This window comes from Enterobacter cloacae complex sp. HYC042_NIDB, from assembly GCF_056673315.1.
This window is the reverse complement of record NZ_CP109650.1, coordinates 468,907-485,022: the sequence shown is the minus strand read 5'-3', so window position 1 is coordinate 485,022 and position 16,116 is coordinate 468,907. Positions and strand designations below refer to the sequence as shown.

Genomic DNA, 16,116 nt, shown 5'->3' with positions numbered 1-16,116 from the left:
GCAGGGAAAGATTATATCACGCTTTTATTAGTCGGGAGTAAAGTGGCGTAAATGTTGAACCGTTGCCAGCCATGCGGCAATCCAGCCGATCATGGAGCACACCAGCAGCAACAGCAGGCACTCATCGAAGCCTAAGCCACTGATATCAAACTTAGTTCCGAAAACCTGCGCCACTTCTGTGACGGCAGACGAAAGCCGCATCACCAAAATTTCTGACAATATCAGTGAAAGAAATGCGCCGGAGAAACCGAGCAGTGCGCCACCGTAGAGGAACGGACGCAGGATGAAACCATCCGTTGCGCCAATCAGTTTTTGCACGTTGATGGTATCGCGACGCGCAAAGATGCTCAGACGCACGCTGTTACCGATGACGAGGAACACCGCCGCCACCATCAGCACGCCGATCATCGCCGACACGCGCCCCACCAGCCCGGTCAGCGCCGCAAGACGGGCAAACCAGCTGTCGTCCATGCGCACTTCATCAATCCCGTTGATGCGTGTGATGCGGTCGCGCAGGGTATTCAGCGAATCGGTACCCTGGAAATCCAGCTTCGGGATCACCACCGCCACGGCGGGCAGCGGGTTCTCTTCCAGCATGTCCAGCGCGCCGCCAAAGCCTGACCAGTTACGGAACTCGCCCAACGCTTCTTCACGGGAGAGATAATTCACCTTCTCCACGCCCTGCTCGGCCTGGATTTGCCCGACCACCTGCGCCGCCGCGTTATCGTCGAGCGCTTTATCCAGATAAACGGTGATCTGCGGTGACGGGTAATACTGCGACGCCGCCTGGTTGACGTTCTTATAGACCATGTAGCAGACGCTTGGCAGCGTCAGGGAGATGGCAATCACCATCACCGTCAGGAACGTCGCCAGCGGTTTGCTTTTCAGGTCCTGCAGCGCGCCGTGGAAGGCGTAGCGCACCTGTTCGTTAAACACGTTGGTCTTGCGGGAGGCCGGTTTCGGCGCCGCTTTCTGGCGCTTAGGCGCATTACGATTGCCGTCACCGCCGCCCTGCGGCTTACGGAAACGGTCGAACCGGTTCCCGAACTGCCGAATCTGGTTCATTGCATCACGCTTGTTCACCGTGGCCTCCGTGCAAATGCCCGTCGCTCAGGGTCAGCATGCGGTACGAACGACGGGAAATCAGCCCCATATCGTGCGTCGCCATCAGTACCGTTACCCCTACGCGATTGAATTCCTCAAACAGACGCAAAATCCCTTCGGACAGGGCATCGTCCAGGTTACCGGTCGGTTCATCCGCCAACAGTACGGCAGGCTTGTTCACTACCGCGCGGGCGATGCCCACGCGCTGCTGTTCACCGCCGGAAAGCTGGATCGGGAAGTTCTTCGCTTTGTCCAGCAGCCCGACCTTGTCCAGCGCCGCAGAGACGCGACGGCGGATATCGTCATAGCTGGCGCCGGCAATAATCAGCGGGATCGCCACGTTATCGAAAACGGTGCGATCCATCAGCAGGTGGTGATCCTGGAAAATCATGCCGATCTGACGACGCAGAAACGGCACTTCACGGTTTTTCAGACGGCTAATTTCGTGGCCGCTGAACCAGATTTTCCCGGCGCTTGGCCGTTCGATCCCACAGATAAGCTTGAGCAGGGTACTCTTCCCCGCGCCGGAATGGCCGGTCAGGAATGCCATCTCGCCTGGCTGCAGGTGGAACGTCACCCCCTGCAGCGCTTGTCTCCCACCGAGATAGGCCTTGCTGACGTGTTCAAAGCGAATCATTGTTAGTCCTCTCGGGCAAATAATGCCTCAATAAAGTCGTCCGCCTTAAACGGACGCAAATCCTCAATACGCTCGCCCACACCGATGTAGCGGATAGGAATGCCGAACTGGTCGGCCACGGAGAAGATCACCCCGCCTTTCGCGGTGCCGTCCAGTTTGGTCAGCGTGATCCCCGTCAGCCCTACCGCTTCATGGAACAGCTTCGCCTGGCTAATGGCGTTCTGCCCGGTGCTGGCGTCGATAGTCAGCATAATTTCATGCGGTGCATCTTCGTCCAACTTCTTCATGACGCGGACGATTTTCTTCAGCTCTTCCATCAGGTGCGATTTGTTTTGCAAACGCCCTGCGGTGTCGGCAATCAGCACGTCCACGTTGCGCGACTTCGCCGCCTGGATGGCGTCGAAAATCACGGATGCGGAATCTGCGCCGGTGTGCTGGGCAATCACCGGAATGTTGTTGCGCTGGCCCCACACCTGGAGCTGCTCAACCGCTGCCGCACGGAAGGTATCGCCCGCCGCCAGCATCACCGATTTGCCCTGCTGCTCAAACTGGCGCGCCAGCTTGCCGATGGTGGTGGTTTTACCCACGCCGTTAACGCCAACCATCAGAATAACAAATGGCGTTTTGCCTTCAATATTAAGCGGTTCGTCAACTTTTGCGAGAATTTCACCCATCTCGTCTTTCAGCAGGCCGTACAGCGCCTCGGCGTCGCGCAGCTGTTTGCGGCTCGCCCCTTCGGTCAGGTTGGCGATGATCTTACGGGTAGTTTCCACGCCCACGTCCGCAATCAGCAGCTGCTCTTCCAGCTCTTCAAACAGATCGTCGTCGATCTTCTTGCCGCGGAAAAGACTGATAAATCCGGAACCTAAGTTTTCTTTGGTTTTGAGCAGGCTGCGCTTCAGGCGCGCGAAGAAACCTTCTTTGGTCGGTTTTTCCTGCTCCTGAACGATCTCTTCTTCGGCCTGCTCTTCCACCGGCACGACGATTACCGCTTCTTCAGCCGCTTCCGCCGCCAACGCCTGAGCTTCCAGCTCTTCGTCGGTCAGCTCTGGCTCAAGTGCCGCCTCTTCTTCCACCGCCTCAACGATTTCAACGGTTTCCGCTTCAGCCTGCCACTCTTCGGCAGAAACCTCTTCAGCTTTAACCTCTTCGGGCAGCGGCAGCGCTTCGTGTTCGATAGCGGCCTGCGGCGCTTCGGTAAGGGTTTCTACGATAACCGGCTCTGGCTTCTCGCTCTCCTGAACCTGCTCAGTGACCTCAACCACCTCTTCAGCAAAGGATTCAATCTCTTCTTTGCTGTGCGCTGGTTCTTCCGCTTCGACAACCGCAGCGGTTTCGACAGGCGTTTCAGGCTGTGACTGCTCTTCTACAACCTGTTGCTCTTCGGTTTTCTGTTCTGTTTCTTGCTCTTTTTCACCGAAACCCAACCAGGAAAAGAAGCCACGTTTTTTTTGTTTTGCCATCTGCGACTACACTCCTCGCGGCGCTATATACAGGGAAGCTAAAAAAATGATGAAATAGTCTAACACTTTACTTAATTGACATCACCGCCCGCAATCGCAGGGCTATGGTTAACAGAGCTTTCCAGAGATGAAGAAACCCACCCGCGCCCCGGCCGGTCAAATTCGCATTATCGGCGGCCAGTGGCGAGGCCGGAAATTACCGGTGCCGGACAGCCCCGGTTTACGCCCTACAACCGACCGCGTTCGCGAGACGCTGTTTAACTGGCTTGCCCCATCAATGGTAGACGCCCACTGCCTGGACTGCTTCGCCGGAAGCGGTGCCTTAGGGCTGGAAGCGCTGTCTCGCTATGCCGCCAGCACCACGCTGCTGGAGATGGAGCGCGGCGTTGCGCAGACGCTGCAGCAAAATCTGGCGACGCTGAAGGCGACGAACGCGAAAGTGGTCAACACCAATACGCTGAGCTTCCTCGCGCAGCAGGGTACGCCGCATAATGTGGTCTTTGTCGACCCGCCGTTCCGCAAGGGGTTGCTGGAAGAGACGTTATCCCTGCTGGAGCACAATGGCTGGCTGGCGGATGACGCGCTGATTTATGTAGAAAGCGAAGTGGAAAACGGCCTGCCACCCGTTCCCGTTCACTGGGATCTGCACCGCGAGAAGGTCGCAGGCCAGGTGGCTTATCGTCTGTATCACCGTCAGGCACAAGGAGGATCCGATGCCGGTACTGATTAACCTGGGACGCTTGCTGATGCTGGGCGTCTGGGCATTTTTGATTTTGAATCTGGTGCACCCGTTCCCGCGCCCGTTGAACATCTTCGTTAACGTGGCGCTGATTTTCACCTCGTTCATGCACGCCCTGCAGATGGTGATGCTGAAAAACGGCCTGCCGAAAGATGGCCCGCCGATGACCGGCTGGCAGCAGCTGCGGGTGTTTATTTTCGGCGTGTTTGAACTTCTGGTGTGGATGAAGAAGTTTAAGGCGCAGGTGAAGAAGTAAGGTGCGGTGTGATGCCCTCACCCTAACCCTCTCCCACTGGGAGAGGGGACCGATCGCGCATTATTCAGCCCTAAAACCTACAAAACGCGACCCTTTATAGCTCAGCGTGCCTTTCTCTCCCACCGTCAGCTGATGGTATTGCTGCGCCTCCAGGCGGAAGGTCATCTCCAGACCGCCGGTTTCCGGCTTAAAGCTGGCTTCATAGCGCATGCCGGTGCCCGCAGGCGTCACCTGCTGCTGGCGAGAGCGGCGGTCGTTAAGCGGTTTCTCGCGTTTGTTCGCCACCACTACGCGCTTTTGCATCAGCGGCGCGGCGTCGTTGTCCGCCTTTTCGCGGCGCTGCTGCACGAAGCGAAACGAGGCGGCAATGACGATAATCGCCACCACGATAATGAAAAACAGCGGCATCTTGCTCATTGAAACATCCCATCAGATTATGCGGAATTCAGGATACCTCGCCTGCCCCGGCATTGCCAAACGCCCGCTCGCGTCACTACACTGGATCAGAAACTGATTATTCAGCCTCAACAGTTACAGGGAGTTAATATGCTTTGGTCATTTATCGCTGTCTGTTTTTCCGCATGGCTTTATGTCGATGCGTCCTATCGCGGTCCAGCCTGGCAGCGCTGGTTGTTTAAACCCGTCACGCTGCTGTTGCTTCTGCTGCTCGCCTGGCAGGCTCCGATGTTTAACGCCATCAGCTATCTGGTGCTCGCCGGGCTGTGTGCCTCCCTGATTGGTGATGCCTTAACCCTGCTGCCGCGTCAGCGCCTGCTGTATGCCGTGGGGGCATTTTTCCTCTCCCATCTGCTGTATACCATCTACTTTGCCAGCCAGATGACGCTCTCCTTCTTCTGGCCGCTGCCGCTGGTGCTGCTGGTGATTGGCGCGCTGCTGATTGCGGTGATCTGGTCGCGTCTGGAAGAGATGCGTCTGCCGGTATGCACGTTTATCGCCATGACGCTGGTGATGGTGTGGCTGGCCGGTGAACTGTGGTTCTTCCGTCCGACATCTCAGGCGATGTCCGCGTTCTTCGGCGCGGCGCTGCTGTTAATCGGCAATATCGTCTGGCTGGGCAGCCACTATCGCCGCCGCTTCCGCGCGGATAACGCGATTTCGTCCGCCTGCTACTTTGCCGGGCACTTCCTGATCGTGCGTTCATTGTATATCTAAATAACGCTTGACTCTGGAGTCGACTCCAGAGTGTATGCTGCGGTTAATGAGAAAATTATCATTACCGGAGACTGCCATGTCGACTCCAGAAATTCCAAAAAAAGTCCCACAATTCTCGGCGCTTAAGCTCAGCCCGGTTCCGCCGAAAGACGACTGCTGCTGCGAGGGCGCGTGCGAAACGCAGGTCGACGCGCTGCCTGAAGGCGGCAACCGCTACAGCTGGATCATCAACGGCATGGACTGCGCGGCCTGCGCCCGCAAAGTGGAAAACGCGGTGAGGCAGGTACCGGGCGTGAACCACGTTCAGGTCCTGTTCGCCACCGAAAAACTGCTGGTCAGCGCCGAAAAAGACGTCAGCAAGCAGGTTGAAGCCGCCGTCAGCAAGGCGGGCTACGCTCTGCGCAGCGAAGCAGTCCCCGCTGAAAAAACGTCTCCGCTAAAAGAAAACCTGCCCCTTATCACGCTCGTCATCATGATGGCCCTGAGCTGGGGTCTGGAGCAGATTAACCACCCGTTCGGTAATCTGGCGTTTATTGCCACTACCCTGGTCGGGCTGTTCCCGATTGCCCGTCAGGCACTGCGCCTGATGAGAAGCGGCAGCTGGTTTGCCATTGAAACGTTGATGAGCGTGGCGGCCATTGGCGCGCTGTTCATTGGCGCGACGGCGGAAGCGGCGATGGTCCTGCTGCTGTTCCTGATCGGCGAGCGGCTTGAGGGCTGGGCAGCGAGCCGGGCACGCAAAGGGGTGAGCGCGCTGATGGCGCTGAAGCCAGAAACCGCCACGCGGGTTAATGAAGGCAAACGTGAAACGGTCGCCATCAACACGCTGCGCCCGGGCGACGTGATTGAAGTCGCCGCGGGCGGGCGTCTGCCTGCCGATGGGGCTCTCGTTACCGCCACCGCGAGCTTTGACGAAAGCGCCCTGACCGGGGAATCCATTCCGGTGGAGCGTGCGGCAGGCGAAAAAGTCCCTGCCGGTGCCACCAGCGTCGACCGCCTGGTGCAGCTCAAAGTCCTGTCCGAGCCGGGCGACAGCGCCATCGACCGCATCCTGAAGCTGATTGAAGAGGCCGAGGAGCGCCGCGCGCCGGTCGAACGCTTTATTGACCGCTTCAGCCGGATTTACACCCCCGCCATCATGCTGGTCGCCCTGCTGGTCACCGTCGTTCCACCGCTGTTCTTCGGCGCGCCGTGGGAGGGCTGGATTTATAAAGGGCTGACCCTGCTGCTGATTGGCTGCCCGTGCGCGCTGGTGATCTCTACGCCCGCGGCGATTACCTCGGGTCTGGCGGCGGCGGCACGTCGCGGGGCGCTGATTAAGGGCGGCGCGGCGCTGGAACAGCTGAGCCAGGTTCAGCACATCGCCTTCGATAAAACCGGCACGCTGACGGTTGGTAAGCCGCAGGTCACCGGCGTCTATCCGCAGGACATCAGTGAGGACGAACTGCTGATCATGGCCGCCGCCGTTGAGCAGGGCTCCACTCACCCGCTGGCGCAGGCGATAGTGCGTGAAGCGCAAAGGCGCGGGCTGGCTATCCCTTCGGCAACCGCCCAACGGGCGCTGGTCGGGTCAGGGATTGAGGCCGTCGTCGACGGCAAAAAAGTGCTGATTGTTGCGGCGGGCGCGTTCTCTCATCCACAGGTTGAGGCGTTAGAGCAGGCCGGGCAGACGGTTGTTACCGTGATGCAGGACGGCGTACCGATGGGCATGCTGGCCCTGCGCGATACCCTGCGTGACGATGCGAGAGATGCCGTCGAGGCGCTGCACAGGCTGGGCGTACAGGGCGTGATCCTCACCGGCGATAACCCGCGCGCAGCGGCTGCGATTGCTGACGAGCTGGGGCTGGCGTTTAAGGCCGGATTACTGCCTGCGGACAAGGTCAGCGCGGTAACCGAACTGAACAGCCGCGCGCCGCTGGCGATGGTCGGTGACGGAATTAACGATGCCCCGGCGATGAAGGCCGCCACCCTCGGTATTGCGATGGGCAGCGGCACCGACGTAGCGCTGGAGACGGCGGATGCGGCGCTGACGCATAACCGTCTGACCGGGCTGGCGCAGATGATAGATCTTGCGCGGGCGACGCGCGCCAATATTCGCCAGAACATCGGCATTGCGCTGGGTCTGAAGGGGATATTTCTCGTCACCACGCTCCTCGGCATGACCGGACTGTGGCTGGCGGTGCTGGCGGATACCGGGGCGACGGTGCTGGTCACGGCTAACGCGTTGAGATTATTACGGCGGAAATAAAAACGCCCGGTAGCGGCTGCGCCTTACCGGGCCAATAACAACTCTGAACCGTAGGCCGGGTAAGGCGCAGCCGCCACCCGGCAAAAAACGGCGTTACTGCATCCCTAACATCCTCGGCAGCCACAATGATATCGCCGGGATATACGTCACCATCCCCAGCACCACCAGTAGGATGCCGTAAAATGGCAGCATCGCCCGCACCACGGTTTCAATCTTCTGCTTACTCACCGCGCTCGCCACAAACAGCACCGATCCGACCGGCGGGGTGATCAGCCCGATCCCCAGGTTAACCATCATGATCATCCCGAAGTGCACCGGGTCGATCCCCAGCGCGTTGGTCACCGGCAGCAGCACCGGCGTCAGGATCAGGATGATCGGCGCCATGTCCATCAGCGTGCCGATCAGCAGCAGCATGATGTTGAGATACATCAGGATCACGTACTTATTATCAGAGAGCGACGTGAAGAACTCGGTGATGCGCATCGGCAGCTGCATGTAGGTCATCACCGCGCCAAACGCCGCGGCAAAGCCGATTAAAATCATCACGATGGTAACGGTTTTCACCGTGCGGCACATCAGCTTCGGCAGTTCGCTCCATTTGTAGTCGCGGTAGATAAACATGGTGACGAAAAACGCCCACAGGCAGGCCACGGCGGCAGATTCGGTGGCGGTAAAAATCCCGGACAAGATCCCGCCGAGGATAATCACCACCGTCATCAGCCCCCACAGGGCATCGAGCATGATTTTCAGCGCCTGTCTGAACGGGATTTTATCCCCCTTCGGGTAGCCGCGTTTGCGGGCGAAGCACAGGCAGAGCACCATCAGGCTCACGCCCAGCAGCAGGCCCGGCAATACGCCCGCGATAAACAGCGTGGCGATGGAGACCGTTCCCCCCGCCGCCAGGGAATAAATCACCGAGTTGTGGCTGGGCGGGATCAGAATCGCCTGCACCGACCCGCTCGCCGTGACCGCCGCCGCGTATTCGCGCGGATAGCCCTTCTTCTCCATCTCCGGGATCATCACGCTGCCGATGGACGCTGTATCCGCCACCGACGAGCCAGAAATCGCGCCGAAGAACGTCGAGGCGACGATGTTCACCAGCGACAGCCCGCCGCGGATAAAGCCGACAAACACATAGGCGAAGTTAACCAGCCGTCGGGCAATGCCCCCTTCCGCCATGATCGCTCCGGCGAGGATGAAGAACGGGATCGCCAGCAGGGTAAATTTGTTCACCCCACTGGTGATCTGGATCATCAGCGCCTCCAGCGGTAAATCAATCCACAGCGCACCTGCCACGGCGCTCAGCCCCACGGCGAAGGCCACCGGCATCCCCAGCGCCAGCAAAATGGCGAGGGTGAATAACAAAACAAAAGCATCCATTGTTCACCCCTTAACTGTGATTGCCGATCAGCACGACCGGACGGTTTTCCTGCGCGCCAAACAGCAGGCGTTCAAGAACGAACAGAATCAAAATCGCCGACCCGATCGGCAGCGGCAGGTAGCTTTCGCCGGAAGTCAGAATCGGGAACTCCGCCACCGGCTGCTCCCAGAGCTCGACGCACAGCCAGTAGCTGTACCAGCACATCAGACCGGAAATCAGCAGCATCAGCAGATCAACCACACGTACACACAACTTTTGCAGCGACGCGGGCAGACGGTCGGTGAGCATATTGACCGCAATGTGCGACCCGGCGCGGTAGCTCACCGCCGCGCCGATGAAGGTGAACGTTACCATGCAGATAATGGCGACGGGCTCCGGCCAGGATTCGCCGCGGTTGAGCACGTAGCGTGAAAAGATGCCGATGGGGATGACAATCGTCATCACCAGCAGCGAGACACCCGCCACCGCCATGGCGAGCAGGTACAGACGGTCCATCCACTTCAGGTAGAGTTCGGACATACGTGCTCCGTATTACTGGACGTCAGCGATGGCTTTCATCAGATCCTGATGCTTGTCGCCATACTGGGCGCGCACCGGCTCTGTGGCCTTGATGAATACCGTCTTATCGATATCGTGGAACTGCACGCCGCCCGCCTTCATTTTCGCCAGCGCCTGGTCGTTATACGCATTCCACAGCTTGCGCTGTTCGAACTGCGCTTCACGGGCCAGGGTCAGGATTTTTTGCTGTTCATCAGCGCTCAGCTTGTCCCATTTCACTTTTGAATAGAGCAGCATTTCCGGGGTGATAAAGTGGCCGCTGAGGGTGTAGTTTTTAGCAACCGGCATGTAGTTGTGGGCGATAAAGGTGGGCGGGTTATTCTCCGCGCCGTCGATCACGCCGGTCTGCATGCCGCTGTAAACCTCGCTAACGCCCATCGCCACCGAGTTCGCCCCCATGTCCTTCAGCGTGGCGAGTGCCACCGGGCTGCCCTGCACGCGGATTTTCTTCCCTTTCAGATCTTCAGGTTTGACGATCGGCTCTTTGGTGATCAGGTTGCGGGTGCCGGAATCCATCCAGCCGAGGAACACCAGGCGGGATTTTGGATTCGCGGTCAGCTTGTCGCCGATCTGCTTGCCGATATCCCCGTCGATCACTTTATGCATATGATCCTCATCGCGGAAAACGTACGGCAGGGTGAAGACTTCGATATCCGGCAGGATGGCGGCAACCGGCGCCATGGAGACGCGGATCATGTCAATCGCCCCCATCTGCGCCTGCTCAATCATCTGCTTTTCATCCCCCAGCACGCCGCCGGGGAAGACCTTAATCTCCAGCTTGCCGTCGGTTTGTTGTTTGAGTTTTTCACCCATGTGCTGAACCGCGACCACGTTCGGGTAGCCTTCAGGATGCACATCGGCGGCTTTGATGGTTTGGGCAGAAACGGTGCAGGCAAAAGCAGACAGGCACAGCGCGGCCAGTAACGGCTTAAGGGTCGTTTTCATTGAGTCAGCTCCAGGGTAGCGATGTCAGCGTTAAAACAGTGTTTTATTTTTTTACGCTTAGAAAATAGACTAGCCCGGGAGAAGCTTAGGTGAAGCGCCTCACAAAAGCGCGAATTTATGAAACGATGGTTTAAATTTGTGAGGGCGGTAATGCCGGGTAACGACGCGGCCATACCCGGCGGGGCATGACCGCGCGTCAATCAGGAAAAATAGCTCATGACCAGGCCTAAAAACAGCACCAGACCGACATAGTTATTGTTCATAAACGCTTTAAAGCAGGCTTCGCGTTCGCGTTTTGCAATCAGCTTCTGCTGGTAGGCAAACAGCAGCCCTGCTACCAGTATCGACCAGTAAAATTCCCAGTTCAGTCCGTTCAGGCGCGCAATCGCGACCATCAGCGCCAGTACAGCAACCTGCAGAATGCCAATGATAAGTTTGTCCTGGCGTCCAAAGAGAATGGCGGTGGATTTAATGCCAATTTTCAGGTCATCATCGCGGTCAACCATCGCATATTGCGTGTCATACGCCACGGCCCAGAGAATGTTCGCCAGGAACATCAGCCAGCAGCTAAGCGGTAAGGACTCACTAACTGCCGCAAACGCCATCGGAATCGACCAGCCAAACGCCGCCCCCAGCACCACCTGAGGCAGATGGGTGTAGCGCTTCATAAAGGGATAAACCCAGGCCAGAGCAAGCGCCGCGACGGACAGCAGAATCGTCATGGTGTTCAGGGTTAATACCAGCAGGAAAGAGAGCAGCACCAGAACGATGAACAGTACGCGCGCTTCTTTCCCGGTCACCTGGCCGCTGGGTAGCGGGCGGTTGGCAGTGCGCTTTACGTGGCCGTCAAATTTACGATCGGCATAGTCATTCACCACGCAGCCCGCCGCGCGCATCAGCCAGACGCCGGCAACGAATACGCCCAGGATCCACAGCGGCGGCATGCCCGGCGTGGCCACCCACAGCGCCCATAAGGTCGGCCACAGCAGCAGCAACGCGCCAATGGGTTTATCGGTACGCATTAAGCGGTGATACGCCAACAGCTTATTCTGCGTCAGGGTCCACTCCATTTTTTCTTCCTCTTAGTACAACGGTGATGCCGGTAAAAATAGCTCCGTCAGGATTAACGGCTTACCGCTCAGGCGAAGGCGGGAACGGCGCCCCCACAGTTCGGCATCACGCCCAATTTCAATGAAATCCCTGGTCAGCTCAGATGAGGTGAAAAGATAACGTCCCAGCGGCGTTTTCCCCAGCCGCTGCAGCGCCAGCTCAGGCCCGGATAGGGTAGATTCGGGCACCACCGTCCGCCCGGCAAGCCAGGGTTCGCCATCGGCACAGAGCAAAATTTCACGCAGCCAGTAGCGTTCCTCTTGCGGCAACAGCGGCAGCTCGCTGGCGATCTCATCGCCGGAGACAAACCCTTCCTGTATCAGGGTTACCGTGACCGTTTTACCCTGTTGCTCAAAACGTTTTGTCATGGAATCTTCCAGCAGCAACCAGTCCAGCTGCTGCGGATCAAGCGCAGGTATTTGGTCGAAATAGCGCAGCGCACGCAGTTGCGTTAGCGCGGGGTGTGACATGCCAGACTCTCCGATACATAACGTAATGGCATTGTATCGCAGAAACGGGCAATGAGGGGGGGCCAAACGTTATTTAACGATCACTATCGCAACATGGGCGCAACAGCCTGGCGAATACGAAAAAAAGTGCGCCCACTCAGGCGCACTAAACTACTAACAAATCAGCACTGTGGGGAACAGTTACCCCTTGCCTTTTACACTGCTGATAAAGGTGGAACGGGCAGTGGTTGAACCTAAACGTTCGGCTTCATCAAGCAGTTTCAGCGCTTTATCGACATCGCCGCGCTTCACCGCCTGCTTAATGGCGTTGTTGAAGTACTCTTCGGTGTCGTTCAGTACGGGCTCGGCTTTCTTCGCCGGGACTGGCGCTGCGGCTGGCGCTGCGGCAACTGGCGCGGCATAGGCTGGAGCGGCGGTATTACCGACGGTGACCGGCCCCGGACCAGACGAACCAAACAGCGGGCCAACCAGCACGCTGGAAGCGCTATTGGTGGAGACTTTTAACTTCACCAGACCGTCCGTTGCGTGGCGGGCAATCGGGTCGGGAATATCCGGCACCGCGTTGCCAGTACCTTTTGCATACGCTTTTGCCGGATCCACTAACCTGGTGGTTTGCTGCAAATCTTTATCGGTGGTGAATACCAGCACGTAGATTTTTTGCTGACCCAGCGCTGGCGTCAGACGCATCACGCCCTGAAGCCGGTCCGCGCTCATCACGCCGGGCTCCTGATAGGTAAAATACTCGCTCGGGAAGAAGGCAGATGGCGTCATGTTCTGGTCGAGGATCAGCACGTTCGGCGCAAATACGCTGGTCTGCTTATTCACTTCGCTGGTCAGCGTCAGGGTCAGCTCGCCAATATTGGCCGGAACGCTGTAGGCAGCAACCGGGCCGGAAATGCCGGGCACATTCAGCTGTTGCCCGCCCGTGGAAAGCTGTGTGGACTGCGTTTTGGATTGATCAACCGGTGTCCAGGTCAGCTGCTGCAGCGCTGCCGTAGGAACGGAAGGCGCCGTGGACGTATTCTGAGGAACAAAATTCACTTCTGCGAACGTTAGCGCCGGCACGCTGGCCAGCAGCCCCGCAGAGAGGTACAGCGCGACGAGACTTTTCTTCATTTTCATTGTTATTACCTCTGATAGCATCAGCTCTGCGGTGGCCAGGCAATAGCGCGCAGGGCCCTAAGGAGAGAGGGGCTTACGCCCCTCTTTCAGGTCATTACGTCAGGTCTTGCGAATTACCACCAGATTTCCATCTGGGCACCGAAGCTCCACTCGTCAGTGTCGCCGCGGCCAAGGCCTGCAGTCTGCATACCGAAGTTGGAGTTATAGTTGGAACTCGTAGAGATCGGGCTACCGGAAGTGTCATAACCCCACTTCTCATCCCACTTGGCGTAGGTTGCGAAGACACGGATTGCAGGACGAGACCAGATGCTGTCGCCAGCCTGCCACTGTTGTGCCAGGGTGATTTTGTACTGGTTGTTGGTTTCGTCAGTTTTCTGAGATTTGACGTTGTCGTAGCCTACTTCCAGCAGGGTGCTCATGATTGGCGTCCATTTGTACATAGGACGCACGCCGACGGTCCACCACTTGGTGCCGTTGTTGTTATCCCAGTCGATATCCTGATACATACCGACGTACATCAGGTCCCAGCTGTCGCCCAGGGAGATTGCACCGTGGTCAAGGATACGCAGCAGGCTACCGTTGTTGTTGATGCCGTATCCGTACAGTTTGCCATCGGAATCGTCATTGCCAAGACCAATGCCTGCGCCCTGGTTCAGACCTTTACCCTGGGAGGTCATAGAGTCCGTTGCGTACTGAACAACGAACTTGTTGAAGCCCTTCAGCATGCTCTGGGTATGTTCTGCGGTGAACATCCAGCCATCTTTCGAAGCTTTTGGCTGCAGGTAGTAATCATCGTTAACGTTGGTGTGACCGTAGTCAACGCCCAGCTCCAGCGTACCGCCCGGGTTGACTTCCATCTGCGCTAAACGCACGTCAAACACGTCGTTCGCGGTGTCGGTGGTGTAGTCACGGATGTTGTTGCTGGCGAAGGTAGAAGAACCGCCAGCTTCAGTGGAGCGGCTGGCTGCCAGAGAGAGTTTACCGAAGCCCAGGTCGATGTTTTCGATACCCGCACCAGGACCGGAAATGTCCCAGTAGTAGAAGTCGATCATGTGGACGTCATGACGCTGATAGAAGCGCTTACCGGCCCAGATAGTGGAGCCAGGCAGCCACTCGATCAGGTTTTTACCCTGCACGTTGGCTTCACGGAAGGCCGGATCAGTGGCTTCCCAGTCATTCTGCTGCGCAACGGAATACGCGACGTTAGTGTCGAAATAGAAGCTCTTATCGCCCTCTTTCCACACTTCCTGGCCCAGCTTCAATTCCGCATAGGTTTCACATTCGTTACCCAGACGGTATTTACTTTGAGCACCCGTTGCCTGGAAGCACTGCTGGGCACCGCCACTCCCGGTCCAGCCAATGCCGGAACGAGCATAACCTTTAAAGTCCACGGCGCCAGCCTGGGCAGACAGGATGCCTGCCGCAATGGCGACCGCCAGAGGGACTTGTTTGCGCAGAGTAATCATCATTCTATCTCCTGAGATCATTGCTTTTCTTTGAACACTTCACCTGTCGGTTTCGTGTCTTCTTTTGGGATTGCTTAAACGCCTGGCTCTTTGTGCAGCCGACGACATGCGGTGCCATCCTCACGGAACAGATGGCAACGCTCTGGCGGCAAGCCGATAGCGAATGTGGCACCCTCTTCTACCAACACCACGTCATTCTGGCGGTAGACCAGGTTCTGACGGATGGCGGGGATCTGGATATGAATCTGTGTTTCGTGACCAAGCTGTTCGACGACCTGAACTTCACCTTCCAGCGTCACATCCGCAATGTGGCTTGGCAGTAGATGCTCAGGACGGATACCAAGGGACATATTTGCCCCGACCTGTACGTTGGCGCTGTCGACCGGCAGCCAGACCTGCTGGCGGTTTGGCAGCTCCACCTGTACCTGTTCAATCGCCGTCGCCGTCACTTTAACGGGCAGGAAGTTCATCTTTGGCGAGCCAATAAAGCCCGCAACAAAGCGGTCTGCCGGGTAGTGATACAGCTCCAGCGGTTTGCCCACCTGCGCCACGCGACCGGCGTCCAGCACCACAATTTTGTCAGCGAGGGTCATCGCTTCGACCTGATCGTGGGTGACGTAAATCATCGTGCGGCCAAGGCGCTTGTGCAGACGGGAGATTTCAATACGCATCTGGACGCGCAGGGCGGCATCCAGGTTAGAGAGAGGTTCATCAAGCAGGAACACGCGCGGCTCGGCCACCAGCGTACGGCCAATCGCCACGCGCTGACGCTGACCGCCGGAAAGCGCTTTCGGTTTACGCTCCAGCAGGTGCGCCAGCTGCAACACTTCAGCCACCTGCGTGACGCGCTGGTTAATGACCTCTTTTTTCGCCCCGGCCAGCTTCAGGCCAAAGGACATGTTCTCGGCAACGGAAAGATGGGGATAAAGCGCATAAGACTGGAACACCATGCCTACGCCGCGTTCGGCTGGCGGGATGTCGTTCATTCGGGTATCACCGATCAACAGGTCGCCGCTGGTGATAGTTTCAAGACCGGCAATCATACGCAGCAGAGTTGATTTACCACAGCCTGATGGGCCGACAAACACCACAAACTCGCCTTCAGTGATGTCCAGATTGATGTCTTTCGACACCACTACGTCGCCCCAGGCTTTCGTTACATTACGCAGCTGTACGCTCGCCATGCCCTTCTCCCTTCGTTACAACCTGTCACCGACAGAAACATTCAAGATAAGTTCACTATGGGGTATCCATTACTTTCGTGAATCCTCCACCCCCCGCCTTTTTTATGGGGGAGGAGGCGGGAGGATGAGAGAACAGGCTCTGCGACCGCAGCCGGGGGGCTGAGGCGAAATTCGTGAAGCCGCCTGCAAAATTCGGTGGGTTTTTATGTGCGCCAGCACTCATAACTTAAATTTATGCAACGGAGATCACACAAACGGGG

General features: G+C 57.7%; 16 protein-coding genes. 4 read left to right on the top strand and 12 right to left on the bottom strand.

Annotated elements, in window-relative coordinates; all coding sequences use genetic code 11:
* Positions 1-27: 27 nt before the first annotated feature.
* Genes ftsX through ftsY form a run of 3 tightly spaced genes read right to left on the bottom strand, consistent with a single transcriptional unit; the run spans position 28 to position 3,204 of the window.
* Entirely contained in the window at positions 28-1,083 is a 1,056-nt protein-coding gene (ftsX, locus tag OKF39_RS02285) for a permease-like cell division protein FtsX (RefSeq protein ID WP_028015142.1), read from the bottom strand.
* The gene (ftsE, locus tag OKF39_RS02280; RefSeq protein WP_003861525.1) at positions 1,070-1,741 is read right to left on the bottom strand and encodes a cell division ATP-binding protein FtsE; all 672 of its coding nucleotides are present in this window, start codon (positions 1,739-1,741) and stop codon (positions 1,070-1,072) included. The genes ftsX and ftsE overlap by 14 nt, the downstream gene beginning before the upstream one ends.
* A gap of 2 nt (positions 1,742-1,743) precedes the next feature.
* Complete coding sequence (gene ftsY / locus OKF39_RS02275; protein WP_045631387.1) at positions 1,744-3,204, bottom strand: signal recognition particle-docking protein FtsY; 1,461 nt, start codon at positions 3,202-3,204, stop codon at positions 1,744-1,746.
* A gap of 127 nt (positions 3,205-3,331) precedes the next feature.
* Here ftsY and rsmD point away from each other — a divergent pair, with 127 nt between their 5' ends.
* Together rsmD and OKF39_RS02265 are read left to right on the top strand one after the other, a co-directional pair.
* Positions 3,332-3,934: a 16S rRNA (guanine(966)-N(2))-methyltransferase gene (gene rsmD / locus OKF39_RS02270; RefSeq protein WP_232949032.1), complete on the top strand. Its 603-nt coding sequence runs from the start codon at positions 3,332-3,334 to the stop codon at positions 3,932-3,934.
* The gene (locus OKF39_RS02265; protein WP_014882110.1) at positions 3,918-4,199 is read left to right on the top strand and encodes a DUF1145 family protein; all 282 of its coding nucleotides are present in this window, start codon (positions 3,918-3,920) and stop codon (positions 4,197-4,199) included. Before rsmD ends, OKF39_RS02265 begins: the two co-directional genes overlap by 17 nt.
* 60 nt (positions 4,200-4,259) lie before the next feature.
* Here OKF39_RS02265 and OKF39_RS02260 read toward each other — a convergent pair whose 3' ends face one another.
* Entirely contained in the window at positions 4,260-4,616 is a 357-nt protein-coding gene (locus tag OKF39_RS02260; RefSeq protein ID WP_028015139.1) for a DUF2500 domain-containing protein, read from the bottom strand.
* Between the two features lie 129 nt (positions 4,617-4,745).
* Here OKF39_RS02260 and OKF39_RS02255 point away from each other — a divergent pair, with 129 nt between their 5' ends.
* Both OKF39_RS02255 and zntA read left to right on the top strand, forming a co-directional pair.
* Positions 4,746-5,372, top strand: a complete 627-nt coding sequence (locus OKF39_RS02255) for a lysoplasmalogenase (protein WP_028015138.1) — start codon at positions 4,746-4,748, stop codon at positions 5,370-5,372.
* A 76-nt stretch (positions 5,373-5,448) separates the two neighbouring features.
* Complete coding sequence (gene zntA, locus OKF39_RS02250) at positions 5,449-7,620, top strand: Zn(II)/Cd(II)/Pb(II) translocating P-type ATPase ZntA (RefSeq protein ID WP_479983435.1); 2,172 nt, start codon at positions 5,449-5,451, stop codon at positions 7,618-7,620.
* 93 nt (positions 7,621-7,713) lie between these two features.
* Here the strand turns inward: zntA and OKF39_RS02245 are convergent, their stop codons facing one another.
* From OKF39_RS02245 to malK, 8 genes are all read right to left on the bottom strand, one after another.
* Entirely contained in the window at positions 7,714-9,000 is a 1,287-nt protein-coding gene (locus OKF39_RS02245) for a TRAP transporter large permease (RefSeq protein WP_045260960.1), read from the bottom strand.
* Between the two features lie 10 nt (positions 9,001-9,010).
* Complete coding sequence (locus tag OKF39_RS02240) at positions 9,011-9,520, bottom strand: TRAP transporter small permease (RefSeq protein WP_045260961.1); 510 nt, start codon at positions 9,518-9,520, stop codon at positions 9,011-9,013.
* A gap of 12 nt (positions 9,521-9,532) precedes the next feature.
* Positions 9,533-10,504, bottom strand: coding sequence for a TRAP transporter substrate-binding protein (locus tag OKF39_RS02235; protein ID WP_041911564.1), 972 nt, complete (start codon positions 10,502-10,504; stop codon positions 9,533-9,535).
* A gap of 200 nt (positions 10,505-10,704) precedes the next feature.
* A complete protein-coding gene (gene ubiA, locus OKF39_RS02230; RefSeq protein WP_028015133.1) occupies positions 10,705-11,574 on the bottom strand; it encodes a 4-hydroxybenzoate octaprenyltransferase in 870 nt (289 codons plus the stop codon).
* A 12-nt stretch (positions 11,575-11,586) separates the two neighbouring features.
* Positions 11,587-12,084, bottom strand: coding sequence for a chorismate lyase (gene ubiC / locus OKF39_RS02225; RefSeq protein WP_014882105.1), 498 nt, complete (start codon positions 12,082-12,084; stop codon positions 11,587-11,589).
* 180 nt (positions 12,085-12,264) lie between these two features.
* A complete protein-coding gene (malM, locus tag OKF39_RS02220) occupies positions 12,265-13,206 on the bottom strand; it encodes a maltose operon protein MalM (protein ID WP_150145261.1) in 942 nt (313 codons plus the stop codon).
* A gap of 113 nt (positions 13,207-13,319) precedes the next feature.
* On the bottom strand, positions 13,320-14,675 hold the full coding sequence (locus OKF39_RS02215) for a maltoporin (protein WP_047366843.1): 1,356 nt from the start codon (positions 14,673-14,675) through the stop codon (positions 13,320-13,322).
* Positions 14,676-14,746: 71 nt separating this feature from the next.
* Positions 14,747-15,856 carry a maltose/maltodextrin ABC transporter ATP-binding protein MalK gene (malK, locus tag OKF39_RS02210; protein ID WP_028015130.1) on the bottom strand — a complete coding sequence of 370 codons (1,110 nt, stop codon included), beginning with the start codon at positions 15,854-15,856 and terminating at the stop codon, positions 14,747-14,749.
* Positions 15,857-16,116: the final 260 nt, after the last annotated feature.